The following is a 20,182-nucleotide window of genomic DNA, read 5'->3' as shown; positions in this document are numbered from 1 at the left end:
GTTATTATTAAAAGTAAATTTTTCCTTATTTTTGTAATTCTTGACGTTTTTCTATCAGTACTTTGTCTAGCTTATAAAAAATACAAAGGATTACAATAATTGCATACATAATAGCTGGAACAAAACTAAAGATAACTTTAATACCAGTAAGTGCTGAAGCAGTTTGTACCTGTGCAGCACCATTGTAGCCAAACACGGATAAGATCACTCCTACCAAGGCACTTCCGAGACCACCACCAACTTTCGTACCAAAAGAACTGATAGCACTCATGGTAGTCTCCATTCTTTTCTTACCTGTTAAAATATTATATTCACTACAGTCAAGAATCAAAAGTCCAGACAAATAAGCGATTGGTAAGCCAGCAAAACTGTACAGGGCCGCCGCAGTAAGTAGAATACCCATATTATCTCCTGCAAAAAAGTTCAATATATAGCCAATAACACCTAGAACTGATCCGAATAAGATAATACGAGACATAGCAATCCCTTTTTTCATTAAGATAGGGAAAATAAACATTACAAGTAATAAGGGCATTGAAATAGCTGCTAAACTAGAGTAACGTTCAATACCACCACCAATCCATTTGAAATAATAAGTATAACTATTCATCGAAATAATCACGTTATAGAGGATTGAGATGCCACATACAATATAAATGTATTTATTATGTTTCAAAACATCAATTACTTCCGAAAGCGTAATTTTACTATCTTCTTCTCCATCTATAGAAACTGTCTCTTTCACAAACAAGAAACGCATCATTCCAAGTACAAATAGTGGCAAACAGAAAATACCAACTAAACTTGACCAACCAGCCGAAGACGTTGCCATAGTTGCCATCATTTGTGGGAATAGGATTGATACCACCGCACAACCAATTGTAACAACGATACCTCCGTATGAATTAACTTTAACAATCTTTTCTTGAGAATCAAAAGCTCTTAGCATATAAGGAGTTTGGTTACTAATCAAGAAAGTTGAAAAGATAGAATTGATGAATACATACATAAAGAAAATCCAAATATATTTGATAGTATTACTTGAATCTTGTGGAACTGAAAATAGCAACCAGGTGCAAATCCAAAGAGGAATCATACAAAGCTCATAAGGTCGTGCCTTTCCAAGTTTTGTTTTCGTATTTTCAATAATAAATCCAGCGATTAAATCGGTAAAGGCATCTATAATTTTTGAGCCTAGCATAATAGCACCAATTATTGCACCATTTAAACCTAAAGTATCTGTACAATAAATTTGAAGGTAACCAATAATAATTGTCATACATCCAAGGGATACACCTCGAAGTTGCCATCCCCAGAATTTTGTAAAACCAAGCTTGTCTTTGTTTTTTTCTTTAGCCATTTTGTTCTCCTTTCTAAAATATATTTTTTATCGTATTTTAACAACGTCACCTTGTGTGACACCCGCTTCATTGAAAGTATCTATGCGAACATAGATAGCTTGTTCAGAGGTAAGAGCACCTATCTGGCAATCGTTACCCTCAAAGTTTAATCGGCTATGATAAAGTTTATCACGGTCGTGTCCCCAAAGAATATTGGCCCTTGTCTCCCCTTGCCAAGATAAGTGTAAATCAATTGGTGATTTTAGTTCTGCTTGTATTGAACTTGCTTTAGCTGGTTGTTCACCATTACCTCGTCCAAAAATTCTAAGTCCAGATATTTTTGGTGTAACTCCATAAGGAACTTGACGAATGGTAAGCCTGATAAAGCGGTATTTTGAAGACCATTCTAATTCAATAAAATCATGTGGTAAATCAGTATTAGCATCCCATTTGTCTTTAATAACTTCAAAGGTCTCACCATCTAGGGAACCTTCTAGTCGCCATTGAATAACCTCTTTCTGAGTATCTAAATAACGCTCAGCATCCGATCCCTTTTCAATGGGACAGAGACCCGTATCTAAATGATATTCGAAATCATCATCTGCAAAATTGATTTGAATTCCTTGAACTGTTTGAATCTGACCCAAATCAATCTCTATCCACTCTCCTTCTGCATTGGAAGCAGCCTCCCAATAATTTCGGATATCTTCATTAACTATATTCTCTATTCCAATTCCTGATGAGGCAGTAACAGTCTTCTTATATGAAAGCAACAACATGTCCGGGCCCTCAAAAGGATTAGCGCCAAAACGAATAGGCCAGTCACCAAAGCGTTGATCACAGAAAAGTTCACCATCTTGATCAAAACCGGCATGCCACATTCCAATTCTACGTTCAAATTCTCCATTTTGACTAATCCTCATGGTAGAGGTATGCCAAAATCGATTGGCATTATCTTTTAAGGTAGAACCGTGACCTGCTCCCGTAATAAAACCTGTAGGGAAGTAAGAATAGGGATTATTTTTTGCCTTTGTAAAAGGACCTAAGGGATGTAAACCTACATAAACAGCATCACCATAAATGTTGTACTGAGTGCCTGGAATTGCATATTGTAAATAATACTTTCTTTCGTGTTTTGTCATCCAAGCTCCTTCGATATAAGGGCTGTTCCCCAAGTATCCTCTAAGCATTTCCCGAATTGCATCATCCGTCTGATCCTGTTCAATTTCTTGGTCCGTATATTTTTGTTTTACGAATACCAACATTTCCTCAACAGATTTTGAGATTTGTTCCTCTGTCTTAGGAGGGATATGGTTTTCACCAAATCGCTCGAAACCGTTATTATTTATATCGGAGTAAATTAATGCAATTTTGTCACCCCTAGGTTCCATTTTTTCGATATCCATTTCAACACCATAGATTGGTTCTTGATTGGAACATCCCCAATAGCAATACACTCTCCCATCATCGTCCTCAAATAGATGAGAATCCCAAATAGGAAAACTCCCTCCTACTGGTTCAAAAGGTTCAGTCTTTGGATCCTTACTTCTGTAAAAAATTGTTGGTTCTGTCATTTCTGAGCTAGAAAAATAGAGATAACCATTGATTTCACAGACATCAGGTGCATAATTGTAGATTGGTATATCACCTTGGTAAGGATAAAATTTCCACGATTTTAAATCTGAACTAGAATAAAAACCAGCTGTCATAGAGAGAAACAAATAGTACTCACCATTAAAATTTATTAATGTTGGATCAGCAGCTTCTCGAAACCTCTTATAGAGACTATTGAAAGCATTGGTGTTATTCTTGTAATATTGATACCTATAATCAATATTGATAGGATTACAAAAATAGTTTGTCATGAAACCTCCACTTAGAAAACGCTTACTTCTATTCAAGTATACTGAGTTTTTATTGTTTTAAATATTATCATTGTAAATTTTTTGTTATTAATGTTTTTAAAATAAAGTAAAAATTATCTCTAATTTTTTTCCAAATCAAATCTAGCATTAAAAAGAAGAACGCCACAAAATAGCAGCGTTCTTCTCATCGTGTTATTCCAATTTATGACTCTATTCATTTTAAAATTGTAGAGAATTTGAATAAAAATATTTCAGTGATTTAAAAGGTTTATGGCCAGGAATTAATCTAACCAATTTTTAACTAATTTAGGCCAAACACTAACACTAGGTATTGGTTTAGGAGCCATATGCTCTTTCATCCCTGACAGTAGGAGGTCAGCAAAATTTGTCCCTTTTGGAAAATCAGCAAAAGTAGAAAATGGTGGCGCAGGTACAATCTCATTTTCCAAACAATATTCAAAATAATCTTGAAATTGCTGAAGGGTATAAGATCCTTTATAATCTCCATTAGCCCATTTTTCATCAGCCAAAGAGCAACCATGAGGACCTTCATTAAAAACATGATGTTCAAAGGAAACTCCTGCTTTCAAACAAGCTTGAACGAGAAGATATGAATTTTCTACAGATACAGTCTCGTCAGTTCGAGTTTGCCAAATGAACATAGGAGGTGTAGTTGATGAGACATTTTTTTCAATTGATAAGAAGTCTAAATCTGATTGCGATGGGGCCTCACCTAGTAAGGCTACAAAAGAATCCCTATGGGCAAATTCTCCTGATGTAACTACCGGATAAGATAAAATGACTTTATCTGGTCTGTTTTCTCCCTGACAATTAATATCCTTATGATTATAATGTACTGCTAAGCTTCCGGCCAAATGAGCTCCGGCTGAAAATCCACAGACATAAACTTTCTTCCTATCGACAAGCCACTCATCTGATTTTTTCCTCACCAGTTGTACAGCTTTTGATAAATCTTTTAAGGGTTGTAAAAACAAAGGTTCATTACTAATATTTACTGAATAGGTCACCACAAAAGTTTGGTAACCCATATCATAAAATTTCCTAGCAACTATCTCACCCTCAGTGGGTGAAACTATCCTATACCCACCCCCGGGAACAACAAGTAAAGCTGGACGAGGCTTATTATCTTCATGTAAATAAGCTGTGATACTTGGAATAAAACTTCCAACAGTTGAATACGAATACTCATCCTTTGTCCATAATAGAGTATTAAATTGTTTCATAAACGTTACCTCACACGTATCGAATCATCGTTTTAATGAGCCAGCTAACATTTTCTTGAAGTTGCAACAGATTTAAATTACCATTATTAACCGCGTCAATAATTTGACTTGTATAGGTTTCATCTAGGGAGCCAGGTGTTATCCAGGTATTACCAGCTTTTATCATATCAACAATAGGAACTGTATCGTAAGTAGTCCAGTCGGTCATAACAAAACCATCAAAACCGATTTCTCGTCTGAGAAGTCCTTGAATCAATTCTGAATCAGAAGCAGTTGGCGATCCATTACATGCATTATAGGCTGTCATAATTGAAGCAGGCATCTGCACTTCCATGGCCAATTCGAAAACTTTAAAATAGATGTCACGAATAGCTCTCTCCGACAAGATACTATGATTTCGTTTGCGACTTGATTCACAATTATTAGCAATCAAGTGTTTCATACTTGTTGCTACTCCAACAGATTCCATCCCCTTAGCGTAATAGCCTGCCATCATGCCTGCTTGATAAGGATCCTCACTATAGTATTCTGGATGACGGCCATTTAAAGGATTGCGATGAATATTGAAGGCCGGTGCTAAAATAAGGGGAATACCTAAGCTTTTGGCTTCTAGCCCTATCACTTTACCGACTTCTTGGCTCAATTCCTTATTGAAACTAGAAGATACAGTTACACTCGAAGGCATACCAATATTTGTGGCATGTATATTTACGCCACTATTACCGTCAGCAACCAGTAATTCAGGAAAATCATAGCCTTCGATGCCGACAACATGACCAGCCTCTCCAATTCCTTCCATACCCCAACCTGCAGAACCACAGATTGATAGTCTAGCTAATTCTTCAACAGAGAATTGAGCGACAAAATCTTCAACCAATTGAGGGTTTTCTTTTACATCTTGATACGTTAATTTTTGGTTAGGTTTTTTACCTGAAAATTTTGGTTTATATTGTCGTCTTGGAGTCAGATAAGAAAAATCTTCTTCATCAGTAATTCCGCTTAACTTTCCTTGAGGGTAACTTTGTTCGGGTTCATTTTGACTTAATAGAGTAAATTCAATTGGGGGTGTCATTAGATGCTCTACTTTACGAAGAATGGTATCTTTTTCTACACAAAATGCTCCGATTTCTGTCGCATTTACATCATTGCCTAAATAAACTGTAAAGGTACCTGCTTCTAGCATATAGGCTGACTCTTCTGGATTGTAAAGCATCATATGCTGAAGTGGTATATTAAAGACGACTTGCTCTTTTTCTTTTGCAAATAAGCACGATGTTTTTTCGAAGGCAACTAAAATTTTCTTTGGTTTTTCTAAATTATTTCTAGGATGACCAATGTAAACTTGAACAACCTCTTTACCAGAATCTTGACCCGTATTTGTAACTTCTACCTCTAGTTCTAAACCAATTTTTGGATTAAAATTTAATTGTTTAGATTCAATTTCAAATGATGTATAAGTTAAACCATAGCCAAATGGGTACTCTACAGGCTTATTGAAGGTATCAAAATAGCGGTACCCAACATAAATATCTTCTTCATAGACTGTATTAATGTACTGCTGTGAATTAGCATCTAGTCTTTCAACTCCTGCAGCATCGTAAAAATTTTGGCTCGACGGAATATCTAAATAGTTTGCCCAAGTATCTGTTAACTTACCAGATGGAGCTACTTTTCCCGTCAAGGTATCCCATAACGCTGGGCCTCCCAACATTCCACCATAACCAGAATATACTAGACCCTTAATTCCATATTTTTGAACAAAACCAGTATAAATTGGATAGCCTACATTTAGGATTACAATAACATTCTCAAAAGTCTCAGAGAGTTTGCTTAACAAGGTATCTTCTTCTTCTGAAAGGTAGTACTCCCCTTTTTCTGTTGTATTATCAATATTCTCACCTGAACTACGAGTGATTAACATAATAGCGGTATTTGATAATTCTTTGGCTTCGTCCAGTAGATTTTGTGGTGGCAACTTATCCTCATCACAACGGTAAAATTCAATCAGATTTTCATTTAATTGATAATCATTGTCTTCCTTGATCGCATCAACAATATTTTTGATGTATCGTGGATTAATCTTCCCAGCTCCTACTGCTCCAACTCGAAATTGAAATATTCCCTTACCAAACAAATTAATAGTTTGTTGAGAAGCTAAAGGTAAGATACCCTCTTTATTTTCTAATAAAACGATGCCTTCTTGAGCTACCTGATAAGCAATTGATTCATGTTCCTCGAACCTTTCCTCCGGATAGACTTGAGGTGGAGTTTTTACTTCAATATCCTGAGGTTCCATTGTGTTTCCATCTGTATCAACAAAATCTTTAATAGTTAATGTGTAGGTACGATCATACTCACTTATTAAACCACGAACTTTGACCGCCAATGCCCACATATTACCCATTACAGCAAGTTTTTTAAGGTAAATATTAGTAACAGGTACTCCATCAACTTCAACACTCCCTACCCTATCAGAATTCATATCTTTACTGAAATTAAAAATAATACAACCCGAAAAATCTTTATCAAGCATTGTATAGAGTCCATCAATATCGTTAAAATTATAAATCACTTCCCCAAAACTGAGCAAAAACGGTTTATCATCTTTGCCACGAGGTATTGAAGCTAAAAAATCAAATTCAGACATAAGTTACTCCTTTAATAAAAACGTTTTCAATACCATTTTAAAATATAAGACCCTTTAAAAATATTACAGATGTCTACTTTTTATTATATCTGAACTTTTTTCCGAATTGAATCGCGATTTTAAAACTAAAAGAGATAGGTTACACTTACTCAAAATATCAATAGACAGGTCAAGAGAACATATACCTATTTCAAAAATCTCATAATAAAAACCCCTTAAAAATACTGTAAACTAAGTCTTTTTAAAGGGTTTCTGTTTTCTTACTATTATAAATATCAAAAGCTTATATATTCGTTTTAATATATTTATTTTTTTGACGATACTGACGGGGTGTCATCCCATAGAATTTTTTAAACTGTACGCCAAAATGACTTTGCGAAGAAAAACAAAGATATTCAGCAATAACAGAGAGTGGTTCATCAGAATAACTTAACATTTCCGCAGCATGTTCACATCGCATTTTCATTATATATTCTTGAATAGTAATGCCTTCAGAGATTTTAAATAGAGTCGATAAATAGGGGCGACTGATATTTAATTTTTTAGAAATATCTCCAACTTTACAGATTTGGTACAAATGATTCGTAATATAATCCTTACACTGTTCAACAAAAATATTATCACTTCGACTGTCTTTATGTGATCCAACAGCTTTACAAAAGTCAAATTGCGCTTTTCCAGTCATTACAATTAACTCTTTTTCAGACTTGCATTTTGCAATTTTCTGTAGGTATAAGTCTGATAAATCATGAGAAAGTTCAGGATTAAGACCACCTTTAATGGCTGCACGACAGGCTAACGTTATAGAGGATACAGCCATATATTCCATTTGCTTAAATGAGGTTTCAGCTATTTTTCCAATGTTTTTTTCATCTAAACTTTGATTGTCAAAGAAGTCTAACAAGCGTTTTTCATCGCCTTCTTCAATCAATTTTAAATAGGTCGTTTCATAGCTTATAGAATCATGACGCCGTTCATTTTCTGATTTCTCAAATCGATAAAAATCGATTTCCTGGTTTCGCACATGATAATACTCCTCATTATGAGCCCAAAGAACTTCTATGTCCGATAAAAGGTAAAGTGATTGATTACAAAAATAAGAAATAATGGTTAGACATTGCCGACACTCAGCAACACTCATTTGCTTAATATCTAACAAATCAGGTAATTGATGCTGAAACAAACCAGAGTAATCAGTCAATAGCAGAGGGCCACCCACAAAATCATAAGCACCATTACTCCAATATAGATAACCTAGATTACTTTCTAGAACATAAATAAATGGTAATAAATTTTGATTAAAAGCCTGTCTGCAAGACTTCAGTAAATTGAAGTCTACTAATGGACTAGAATGTTTAGAAAACACCACCTGCTCCTGTCCCCTATCAATAACCCAAAAGGGTATTTCATAAAATGACAATAGAGAGTCTAAATAGGTAAAATCCATCAGTACACCATAAAACTTTCTGTAACGTATTTAATTAAAGTATATCATTTTAAAAAAAGTTTTGAAAGCACTTCCCCAAAAGGAATTATCTAGTCAACATTATTTCCCAGCTAATTTTAAAATACAATTTAAAATGTTAGCAACATTTCGTTGCAGATGTCCTCTTGTCATACCATAAGGTGGTGCGGAACTCTGCAATGCCTCTAAGATTGTAAGTTTATCTGCTTCTGTACCCGGCATAATAAGATCATTTCCTGCTTGAACACAACCAAGTGCAGAAGCAACATCATGTTTATTAGTTCGACCGGATTCCTTTGCCATAATATTTTGAGTAGCGTACCAGTCAGTCATTACAATACCTTTATAAGACCATTCATCTCTCAAAATAATCGTCAACAAATCCTCTGAAGTACAAGCATGCTCTCCATTGATAAGATTATAAGAAGACATGATTGCTGACGGATTTGATGCTTTTACACAAATTTCAAAGGTCTTAAGATAAATTTCTCTCAGTGCTCGTTCACTGACAATCGAATTAGAAACAAAACGGTTGGTTTCTTGATTATTAGCTGCAAAATGCTTAATAGTAACACCACAACCTGGTTGACTTTGGACTCCATTTGTAACAGCGGCAGCTACTAAGCCACTTAGTAATGGATCTTCAGAATAGTACTCAAAGTTACGACCACACAAAGGAGAGCGTTGAATATTCAAGGCAGGTGCTAACCATAGATGAATACCATGGAGAGTCATTTCCTCACCAACAACTCGACCACAATTTTCTGCCAAAGATAGATTCAAACTTTGGGCTATAGCTGTTCCAATAGGGAGTGCAGTAGCATACTGGTAATAGGTAGCCGCATCTAATTCTTCTTGAGTTGGCTGGGGAGCCATACTAGCCATTTGTTCTAATTCTTCTGGTGAAAAGAATTCCATCATTGCTGCTAACGGATTGGATGTGGGCTTAATTCTACCATTTACAATTTTATAGGTTTCACTAATTCTAACTCCTGCGGGACCATCAGCCATGACTACGGTAGGTACATCCTTATCAGATAATTTAGCGCTGGTCTCACCTGCAGCACCTGCAACTGATTGAGAAGAAGCTCCTACATTGACCATGAAAGATTCTTCTTCTGGGTACATCCCAACAACCATATAAGCCAGTTCCTCATCTGTTAAAGTAGCGACAAAATCATCAACAGAACGTTCGCCAGCGACCACCTTATCCCAAGAGAATGCTTCCTGTTTTTTCAATTCCTGAGAAGCAGGGGAATAAGTCATACTTGACTGACCGAAATTTTCAGGCGAAAGCTCTAGATGATATTTTGAAGAATCACCAAAATCTTCAGCTCGAGTTTCTGGCACAAAATCATTGAAATCCCATCCTGGACAAATTTTAGTGTGTTGTGATAAAACTACAGTGTCTCTTAAAGTTAACTTAGCGATAGCTTTAGTAGTCGCTGAGCTATTCCCTTGGAGTAACTGATAGTTTCCTTTTTCAACAAGATAAGCACTTAAATCAGAAGAATAGGAGGCCAGCTGATTTAAGTCACACTCAATCAATACGGTATCACTCTGACCTGGTGCTATCTCCTCTGTTTTAGCAAAACCTATCAATTCTTGGGAAGGCTTATCAAGACTGCCTTGAGGTGCCTGGGAATAGAGCTGGACGACTTCCTTTCCTTTAAAGTTACCGGTATTTACAACCTTAATCTTAACTTGTACGGTTTCTCCAGACACTACCACAGCTTGACATTCCTGTTCAAAGTGAGTAAAACTTAAGCCATATCCAAATGGAAAGGTCGGAACTTTTTGAACAGTATTGAAATAGCGGTAACCGACATAAATGCCCTCATTGTACCTAGTATCATCCGGGTCTCCAAACCCATTGGTTGATGGGTAATTTTCAATGGGTGCCCAAGTCATAGCTAGTTTTCCAGAAGGATATGACTCACCCTTAAGGATATCAACCAAAACTTCGCTAGTGATGCCTCCCAATTGACTAAGGAGTAAAATGTTTTTTACTTCTAGTACTGGAGTTAAATCGACCAAACCCCCAACATTAAGCACTAAAATAAAGTTCTCATAGGTTCGATTTAACTTAAGGATGTCTCGAATCTCAGTTGGTGTTAACAGAATATCCCCTTCTGTGGCTTGACGGTCGCTCCCTTCACCCGAGATACGTGACAATACATATACTGCAGTGTCACCCATAGCTTCCAATGGGATATCATAGTTTGGTTCATCCATTACTTTTCCCATACCAAGCATGACTGGGTTTGTGTTTTGTGCTTTAGCCTGCTCTCGAATTCCATTTAAAAATTGCTGACGTGCAAATAAATAAGTTTGGTCATAGGCATCTAGCCAGGCTTTTGAGGTTACATGAATCCCTGCTTGCTCAAACGCCTCCTCTACGTTTAGCATGTTGCGTACAACCAAGTCTCCTGAACCTGTTCCACCTTTTATCGTATGACGTGCACCATTACCATAGAGAGCTACTGTAGGTATGTTTTTCCAAGGAAGACTCCCATCATGTTTCAATAATACAACACATTCTGAAGCAGCCTGTTTGACTGTTTCTAAATGTCTAACTTCAAATTCTTGGATATTTGGATCACTAATCCGTTTCATCATTTGTTACCTTTCTAATATTAACAATTGATCGCTTGTCTAATTTTTAAAAAAAACAGATGCGATTGCTTCTTCTACCGCAAAAGAAATCGGAGAACCTGCTCCTCCAATGTTTGAGCGATTTACCCCTAAAACATAGGTCATGTGATTAAGAGGGTCAATAACGAAATGCGTACCATATGCACCGCTCCAACCATAACTTCCGTAAGAACGTGCAGAATGAATCCTCTCAGGATGCTCCATAACAGACATACCTAATCCCCAATAAACAGCAGGGAATAATCGACTATCATGGGAAATACCCTGACCAGACATTTTAGCAATTGTGTCTGGTGATAGGATGTTAATACCATTAACTTGTCCACCATTGAGAAACATTTGTGCAATTTTGTCATAATCATCTACTGTCCCATATAACCCAGCCGCGCCAGAAGTATAACCAGTCCTCAAGGGATCCATTTTTAACCAAGTTATATCCGTGTCACTAACGTCAGTTAAACTTTGTTCATCTTCATTATACTCATAAAGACCTGACAGACGTTTGAAATCAATAGTATCAAATGAAGTATCCATCATGCCCAATGGTAAAAGAATGTGCTCATTGATATAATCCTTAAAACTTTGTCCAGTAACAACTTCTACGACTGCTGCCAAAACTTCAAAAGCTAAGACTGGACTGTAGCCTGATGCTGTTCTAGGCTGAAAATCAAGAGGAAGCTCTGCGTATTTCTGAACACGCTCTTGAAGTGTACTTGGGTAACCACCCAGGGTCTCTGCTAGCGTATTACTGATTGGTCCCATTTCCATACCACTACTATGATTAAGTAAATCAAAAATAGTAATGTGACGCTGGGCAGGAACATAGGTCATCTGTTCAATTGTTGCTTGCAAAGCACCTGCTTGAGTTGGATTATTGGGATCTGCCTCATAAAATTCCTGCAACACATTATCTTTGCAAACTAAAAGTTCAGCAAAGGATGGGATATATTGGCTAATATCTTCATAAAGCTTAATGTTTCCTTTTTCTACCAATTGCATGACTGCTATTGCTGTGATTGGCTTAGTCATTTATGCAAGGCGTAAAATCGTATCCGTATTCATAGGAACTTGCCCTTGAATACCAGCATAGCCAAAAGCATTATGATAAACCACTTTCCCTTCCTTACGAACAATCATAGAAGCACCTGCTATTTCATTTTTGTTCAACAAATTTTATTAAAATATCATCAATTTTATGAGTTTCAAACATCTATTTTTCCTTTCTCATATCTTTTAAATCAAGCTTATGCCAATTTTAGCCAGACTGAGTTTCTTTTTCTAATACTTAAAATGTTTAAGTTCCCGTAATAATTCCTTCTCCGTTTCCTGACTTAGTCCTAGCATCACAAGTTCTCTTAACTGATTGATTCTCATCGCGCCATTATCTGCCATTAACTCATACACAGGAACAATTTTTTTAAATATTTCAGTAGCTGCTGAATTTTCAAAAATTTCACCCAAAGTTGAATCTTCATGATAGCGCTGTGTATAGTCACTCTTTGTTTCAAATTGGAAATGATAATTGCCTGTTTCCAAAACCATGACTTCTTCACAACCTTCTAGCTCAACTTCAGCTTGACAATTAAATGGTATCTGTAAATCATAAGTAACTTGCCGATTTTCCAAAATTTCCCATTTAACACGATAGCGACCATATGCCGAATCAAATTGACAATCACAGAATTTCAGTTTTCCATTGAGTTTAGGAGAAATTTTTACTGTTTTGAATCCTGCTTCTTTGGGAGCTAGTCCTGCAGCATAACGATATAAGAACTCTACAACATTACCGTAGCTATAATGATTTAAACTATTCATACCAGTACCGCTCATGTGACCATCAGGTAAAACACTATTCCATCGTTCCCAAATCGTAGTCGCCCCCAAATTAACCGCATATAGCCAACTTGGATACGTTTCTTTAAAAAGCAATTGATAAGCTAGATCATGACGACCACATTCTGCTAAGGTTTGACAGATCAGAGGTGCCCCAACAAATCCACACTTGATAGAATTTTGGTGCTTTTGTAATAATTTAGTAAAATCATCAATCAAGACTGCTCGATTTCTGTAAATATTAAAATTCAAAGCAACAATATAAGAAGATTGTGTACCTGAAGACAAGTGTCCCACAGGTGTAAAATAGGTATCTAAAAGAAACTGTCTTAGCTCCTCATAATAGGAACGATAAGTTTTTGATTCAGCCTTACCCAAGGCTTCACCAAACAAAGCAACAATTTCTAGACTCCGACAAAAATACATCGTAGCCAGATAATCATCTGGCGTATCTCCTTTGAACGATTGCTCATTAGGTCCATCTAAGGCTAACCAATCTCCAAATTGAAAGCTAAAATCCCAAAGAGCAACTTTAGTACCCTTGACATCCTCTAATCTGCGAGCAACAAAGTCAACCCAATCCTTCATTTGTTTATAGTAGATTTCCGAATATTGTGACACACCATAAAATTCTTTAAGAGTATTTGGGATAAAGGTTGCAGCATCTCCCCAAATAGCAGTCTCAAAAGCCAAATTACTATTTGGAGGAACAGGGATAAAGGCCGGAACTCCTCCGTGTCTCTTTTGTTGTTCTAGTCTCATATCCCACAGATACTTATGATAAAAGGCTCTTGTATCCATATGGTAAGAAGCTGTTTTGGAAAAGACTTGAGCATCACCTGTCCAACCGAGGCGTTCATCACGTTGGGGACAATCTGTCGGTAAGTCTAAAAAGTTTGATTTCATTCCCCAAAGAGAGTTTTGGTAAAGTCGATTGATTTTCTCATGACCTGTTTGAATAAATCCTGTTCTCTCCAAGTCTGAATAAACAACAGAGCCTCGGAACATACTAGTATCCAAAGTTCCAACCCAACCTGTTACTTTCACATAACGGAAACCAAAGAAAGTAAAGTGGGGGCGCACGCGCTCTTTCTCACCATTTGAAGTGTAAATAAAAACTGATTCAGCCGTCCTATAGTTATCATTGTAAAAATTACCGTCTTGCAATATTTCCCCAAACTCCAACTGAACTCTAGTACCTTTCGGCAGACAGTTGTCCCATTCAACCCAACCAGTAAAGTTTTGACCAAAATCTAAAATAGTTTCACCTTTTGGGCTAACAATGAGCTCTTTAACGGCTAAGGTTTCTTTGACAACAACTGGTAAACTATAGCGATCAATCAAGGGAACGCTCATGGTCATCAATTGAGCTGACTTTGGCATATTATCATGATTCTCCCATAATATTCTGTTATAACTTTCACCAAAATATATACCACTTTGCTCGACATTACTTGGAATATAAGTCCAACTCTGGTCAGTAGTAATCACACAAACTTCTCCATCTGTGGATTTGATATGGAGCTCAGCAACCAAGCCGAACTGCGCTCCGTAAGGAACACTATTTTCATCACCATATTTTCCTTTATACCAACCATTCCCAAGCAGGACAGAAAATGTATTCTCCCTCTTAATCAGATGGGTAACATCGTAAGTTTGAACCTGTAAGGCACTTTGATAATCATTAAGGTTGGGGGTTAAATATTCATTCCCAATTTTTTCGGCTCCCAGGTATGCTTCATACAATCCAAGGCCGCAGATATAAAGTCTTGCTTTTTTGACTGTTTTTTCACTGATAAAAGATTTTGAAAATAAGGGATGAAATTCGTCATCCTGGCTGGTTGTAATCCATTGCCCTTGCCAGTCTTCATCCCTTTTTCCAGTCTCAAAGAAAGTGATTTTTTCTGCCTTGTCTCCCATATCATCTTCAACAAGGACCTTGACATAGTAACGAGTCCGAGGAGCGAGTGTTATGGGAATAGAAACACCTGAAGAATCTAGTAATCCTTGCTCTGATTCAAAAATAATATTTTTAAATTCACTGTCTAGTGCAACAAGAATACATTCCGAATGGCTATGTGTCCCTGTAGAATTCTCAACCGTCCAGCTTACTATAATATCATCAAAATGAAAACCCAGGGGCTCCACAATTCCATTGATTTTTAAACGCTTTATATCCATTTCTAAGCTCCCTTACTAATATCAGGGCTAATTAAATCAGCCCTGACCGTTCTTATTTACTCAACGATTCACGTACTTTAGGCATAAATTTATCTATCGTATAAGCCATTGCAAGTAAAAACATGACAACATAAAGAGCCAGCGGCAAGTAATTATATAAAGCGATGATAGCTTGATTAGCTGAAGCAACTTGAGTTTCTGTAGCTCCGTTATAACCTGCCATACTCAAAATCAATCCTACTACACCTGATGAAACCGCCGTTCCAAATTTTGCCATGAAATTTGAAATTGAATTTAACATACCTTCAACCCTGATACCAGACTTCCACTCACCATAGTCCATACAATCGATTAAGTAAGCATTAATCATAACCGTTACTGGAATAGATGCGATACTAGCAATCAAACCTCCAATAACAATTGTGGTCATGTTTGTACCACCGATAGAACGAATAATCAAACCAATAATTCCGAAGACAATGGCGCCTCGCATAATATTTGTTGTACCAAATTTACGAGTTAGCATAGGAAAAACAATCAACAAAACAGGAGTTGCTAACACTCCCAAGCTAGCAATTGACATCAATCTAATATCTCCAACAATGTATTTAAAATAATAAGTAGTTACAGTTGTACTTAAATTAGCAATTAAGAAAGTAATAAAATTAATGAGTGCAATAATAAAAATATATTTGTTTTTCATTACAGCACCTAGTGTTTGTTTAAAGCTTACCTTGGTTTCTGAAGTTGTCTCCACTTTCTCATCAACCACTACTTCTTTAATAAGAACCATACGTAAGAGACCGATTAAACCGCATGGAATACCAATAATCATGGCCAAATAAGACCAGCCTTCTTTTGTAGCACCTACTGTTGCCATCAATTGAGGGAAAATAATACTAAAAACCACCGCAGCAATCATACCAATTGCTCCACTTACTGACATTACTGAAATACGATTTTGAGTATTTCTAATAGAACGTGCCATGTAGACGGCATCTTCTGCTCCCAAAAAAGTTATACAGACAGCATTAATTAAGCTGTACATGATAAAAATAATACTTGCCTTAGCTGTTGTACTCCAGTCTGGAATAGAAAACATGATAATGGTAAATAACCAAGTAAACAAAATAAAAATTTCATAAGGACGAGCCTTACCCCACTTGGTATTGGTTTTATCAATAATAAAACCTGCAATCAAATCCGTAAAGGCATCGAATATTTTTGAAAGCAAGATTAAAAAACCAATTAATCCAGCAGAAAGTCCTAGCATATCTGTTGCATAATAAGTGATGTAGGCGATAAACACTGCATTTATTGTAACTGAGGTGCCTCTAGTTGTCCATGCTAAACCAAACCATTTTGGTAATCGTTCATTCTCAGCTGTTGTATTGGGATCCAGCCAATTAGATTTTTGATTCTCTCTCCTTTTCATCTGAAAGACTCCTTTAATATTTTATAACTAAATTATAAGCGTTTTCCTGTGTCTTCGTTATCGTTTTTTCTTGTTTTTTATCATTTTTTCGCCTAAAATAAAATAAAAATGGATTTTTCAGATGACTTATTCAAATCAATTAACTTTTTTACAAAAATTACTTCTATCTACCCATATCGTTTATTATTGGCAACTAGACGAGTCCTACCAATTAAATAGTACCAACTGCCCTTACCGAACCTTTGGATTGGAACAGCTCATCAAAAGCACTAACATTGAAATGATAACGGATCATTTCAAACATCATTCTTCTCCACTTATTCTCTGTGAGCAAACTGGTCTAGTTTGGTTAATTCTCTATGAGAAAAGAGAATTGTCTTCTCTCTTCCATATATTAGGTCCTATTTTTATCAGTGATGAGTCTGAAAATCAACTTCTGCACTTCAAACAAAAAGATAAAAAGTGGTTAGAGGATTTTCTCTATCACCGTTCCTTTTTTCCTGTAATAAATTTACGTATAGCAACCTCCTTACTAGGAATGCTTCATTACACTATTTATTCAGAAACGTTAGAAACTTCAACGATTGTTGTTAAAGTTCAACAACCGATATCACCCATTACGGAGCCAGAGTGGCAAGAAAAAAATTGGCATGGAACCTGGCAAATTGAACAGAAACTCTTTAAAGCTATCCAAAACGGTGATCTTAACCTTCTTAACAAAACTAATCATCAAACTAGTAGCGGAACTGTTGGAAATATGGCACCAAGTAACCCACTTAGACAATCTAAGAACGAAATCATCGTCCTAATTGTTTTAGCAAGTCGAGCAGCAATTTTTGGTGGTATGTCACCTGAAACTTCTTACAATTTATCTGATTACTATATTCAAAAAATTGAGACAAGTAGAACTATTTCCGAGGTTATTATGCTTTCAAAAGAAATCGTTGAAACCTTCGTCAAAAGGGTAAATAAACTACAAAAGAGCCGAAATTTCAGTCAACTAACACGTGATGTCATCAATTATATACAACAAAATATTACTGAAAAAATTTCTCTCGAAGCCCTATCTAATGAACTGGGATATACCCCTTATTATCTCAGTCAAAAATTTAAAAAAGAAACTCAACAATCCATCAATTCCTACATCCTAAACGAAAAAATGGAAGAGGCATGTTCCCTCTTAAAAAATACCCAAATCCCAATTGCTGAAATCAGTCATTACCTTTCTTTTAGTTCTCCAAGCTATTTTTCAGAGCAATTTAAAAAGAAATTTCACCAAACTCCCTTAGCTTATAGAAATAGTCTCTAATTGGTAAGAAAAAAGTACTAAAGAGGTTGTTTAAAAACTAAAAATTTAAGCTTTCTACTAAAAAGTAAAGAACACAAAATGGCCTAGAGTTAACGTTTTTTGATGACGTTATCCTAAGCCATTTACTATTTCTGAAAAAAATTCCCAGTTTCGTATTTTTACAGCGGATAGGTGAAATCTGCAGTCTTCGTGATGGTCAATGTTTTGAGAATTTCTCGGTTGAAAACTAAGAATACTCAATCCTCATAAATCCCTTTATATCAACATTTTACAGTTTGAAAATTCCATAAAAATGGACTGAAATCCATTCATTTGGATAAAATTGACACCAATTAACACCATAAAATAGACTAGTCATTTATTCTCATTCCTAAAAATTTTTGAAATAGCGTAGTCTTTTCTAAAATTTGTGGAATCCAAAACGCAGGCTCAACCCAGCCTGCGTTTTTTTATTTTGCTACAACTTCTTTTGTTACTTCAATCTGTTTATCAGCATACAAAACAACATCTCTAATAGCTAATTTTTTAATAGCTTGTACCAAGGTTGCCATGTAATCAAAATGGATTGAGTATTCTTAATTGATTTTATCTAACTCCGTATGCAAGTTACCAATATTTTTCAACTTTCTCACTGAGAACATATCTCCAATGAATCGACTGTAATTTGTTTGTCACACACTGACTCTCTAAGCCTCTTATCATGTGTAACTAGAATAAATGTTCCATCATAGCGCTTCAAAAAATTCTCCAAGGCTACCGTAGCTACAATATCTAAGTAGTTATTAGGCTCATCAAGGAGTAAAAGATTATAATTTCCTAATAATATTTTAGCTAAGTTCGACTTGACCTTCTGACCACCGCTTAGATGGCCATATGTTCGTTTCATTTCATCATTTCTAAAACCTAAACTAGCTAATGTATCGAATACAATTTGATTATCTTGTTCGGACTCCTGTAATAATGTTTTTAGCAACTCGGCTTCCTCATCAAATAGGTTTAAAGATTGTTTAAAATATCCGATAGATAGATTATCACATATGTAATCCTCCCTAGAGATAAAGTCTTTAATTGAACAGAGTAGTTCAAGAAATTGAGTTTTACCTGCTCCATTTTTTCCCTCTAAAGAAATTTTATCCCCTGCCTTGACACTAAAGTTTTTTATCTTTAAAGCAATATTATTAGAATTCTTGTAACTACTGTCCCCTATTCTAATTAGCGATTTTCCCTTCTTCATTGATAACGTTTCAGGGACCCTAATTGTCAATTGCTTACGTCTTTGTGGCTGAGTGGTAACATCTTCCCTTAATAAGCGACTCTCCATACTCTTAGCACTTTTTGCTAGCGATTTAGCCTTACCTTCATAGTCACCAACATACGATCGCATCTTCCATTCGGATTGTGACACGCTTTTCTTTTTCTTTAATAATTTATCTGCTTTCTCTTTCTTTTCCCTCAAAGCTTTCTCAAGTTGTTTTTTCTTTTTGATATCCTGTTTATATTGAGCTAGCTGCTTTTCTATTTTATGTTCTTCCCAAATTTGAAACTCTGAATAAGTTCCATAAAAATTCTGCAATTTTCCATTTTCCACAAAAATTATTCGGTCAGCTGTTCGATCAAGAAACTCTCTATCATGTGAAATCATCAGAACTGTTTTATTTATAAAGCTAACCATATTAGTTAACCATTCAATATTCTCTGCATCAAGATTGGTTGTAGGTTCATCAAGAAGAATTAATTCATCATCAGAAAATAGGATATTTTCCAACTGTAATCTCTCCTGTTGTCCGCCACTTAAATTATTAAAATCCAATAATTGTTCTAAATATCCAATTGATGTCGCTCTTTTTATATTAGAGCACTCTTGAGTGAATAACTGAGAAAAAAATGTCGTCTTACCTATTCCATTCTCACCAATAAAACCAATTTTTTCTCCTTCTGTAATTTTAAAATCAGGAACCTCAAACAAAATTCCTTTTTCATTTTGGACGGTTAGATTGTTGACTTGTAAAATAGTTTTCATTACCTTCATCCCCTCATTTCAATTGTTCGTCTCTTAAAATGGTCTTTTGAATCATTATTACAAAAATAATTATTAACACTCCCGAAATTAAGACGAAAGTTCTAAAATGAAGTTAGCCACTTTCTAGTTGAGAAAAAAGTATACAAAAACACCTCAGAGAGATATAATGTAGTTCACCACAAACACAT

10 protein-coding genes and 1 pseudogene are annotated in these 20,182 nt (G+C 35.7%); 1 reads left to right on the top strand and 10 read right to left on the bottom strand.

Annotated features, from left to right (window positions below; genetic code table 11):
- Window positions 1-25: 25 nt before the first annotated feature.
- The 9 genes and pseudogenes from J2S23_RS01845 to J2S23_RS01805 form a co-directional block, all read right to left on the bottom strand.
- The gene (locus J2S23_RS01845) at window positions 26-1,360 is read right to left on the bottom strand and encodes an MFS transporter (RefSeq protein ID WP_307121068.1); all 1,335 of its coding nucleotides are present in this window, start codon (window positions 1,358-1,360) and stop codon (window positions 26-28) included.
- Window positions 1,361-1,387: 27 nt separating this feature from the next.
- A complete protein-coding gene (locus J2S23_RS01840) occupies window positions 1,388-3,205 on the bottom strand; it encodes a family 43 glycosylhydrolase (RefSeq protein ID WP_307121067.1) in 1,818 nt (605 codons plus the stop codon).
- A 281-nt stretch (window positions 3,206-3,486) separates the two neighbouring features.
- The gene (locus J2S23_RS01835; protein WP_307121066.1) at window positions 3,487-4,449 is read right to left on the bottom strand and encodes an alpha/beta hydrolase; all 963 of its coding nucleotides are present in this window, start codon (window positions 4,447-4,449) and stop codon (window positions 3,487-3,489) included.
- 10 nt (window positions 4,450-4,459) lie between these two features.
- The gene (locus tag J2S23_RS01830) at window positions 4,460-7,096 is read right to left on the bottom strand and encodes a glycoside hydrolase family 3 protein (protein WP_307121065.1); all 2,637 of its coding nucleotides are present in this window, start codon (window positions 7,094-7,096) and stop codon (window positions 4,460-4,462) included.
- Window positions 7,097-7,379: 283 nt separating this feature from the next.
- Window positions 7,380-8,543, bottom strand: a complete 1,164-nt coding sequence (locus J2S23_RS01825; RefSeq protein WP_307121064.1) for an AraC family transcriptional regulator — start codon at window positions 8,541-8,543, stop codon at window positions 7,380-7,382.
- 99 nt (window positions 8,544-8,642) lie between these two features.
- On the bottom strand, window positions 8,643-11,180 hold the full coding sequence (locus J2S23_RS01820) for a beta-glucosidase (RefSeq protein WP_307121063.1): 2,538 nt from the start codon (window positions 11,178-11,180) through the stop codon (window positions 8,643-8,645).
- A 36-nt stretch (window positions 11,181-11,216) separates the two neighbouring features.
- Window positions 11,217-12,383, bottom strand: a pseudogene (locus tag J2S23_RS01815) (serine hydrolase domain-containing protein).
- A 111-nt stretch (window positions 12,384-12,494) separates the two neighbouring features.
- Window positions 12,495-15,230: an alpha-L-rhamnosidase gene (locus tag J2S23_RS01810; protein WP_307121062.1), complete on the bottom strand. Its 2,736-nt coding sequence runs from the start codon at window positions 15,228-15,230 to the stop codon at window positions 12,495-12,497.
- A 52-nt stretch (window positions 15,231-15,282) separates the two neighbouring features.
- Complete coding sequence (locus J2S23_RS01805; RefSeq protein WP_307121061.1) at window positions 15,283-16,665, bottom strand: MFS transporter; 1,383 nt, start codon at window positions 16,663-16,665, stop codon at window positions 15,283-15,285.
- Between the two features lie 121 nt (window positions 16,666-16,786).
- On the opposite strand from J2S23_RS01805, the gene J2S23_RS01800 reads away from it, so the two are divergent.
- The gene (locus J2S23_RS01800) at window positions 16,787-17,974 is read left to right on the top strand and encodes a helix-turn-helix domain-containing protein (RefSeq protein ID WP_307121060.1); all 1,188 of its coding nucleotides are present in this window, start codon (window positions 16,787-16,789) and stop codon (window positions 17,972-17,974) included.
- Window positions 17,975-18,602: 628 nt separating this feature from the next.
- Here J2S23_RS01800 and J2S23_RS01795 read toward each other — a convergent pair.
- Complete coding sequence (locus tag J2S23_RS01795) at window positions 18,603-19,994, bottom strand: ATP-binding cassette domain-containing protein (protein ID WP_307121059.1); 1,392 nt, start codon at window positions 19,992-19,994, stop codon at window positions 18,603-18,605.
- Window positions 19,995-20,182 lie beyond the last annotated feature (188 nt).

It is taken from the genome of Streptococcus moroccensis (assembly GCF_030812835.1).
GTDB classification, from domain to species: domain Bacteria; phylum Bacillota; class Bacilli; order Lactobacillales; family Streptococcaceae; genus Streptococcus; species Streptococcus moroccensis.
The sequence above is the reverse complement of the archived record's forward strand: the minus strand, read 5'-3'. Positions and strand labels throughout refer to the sequence as shown.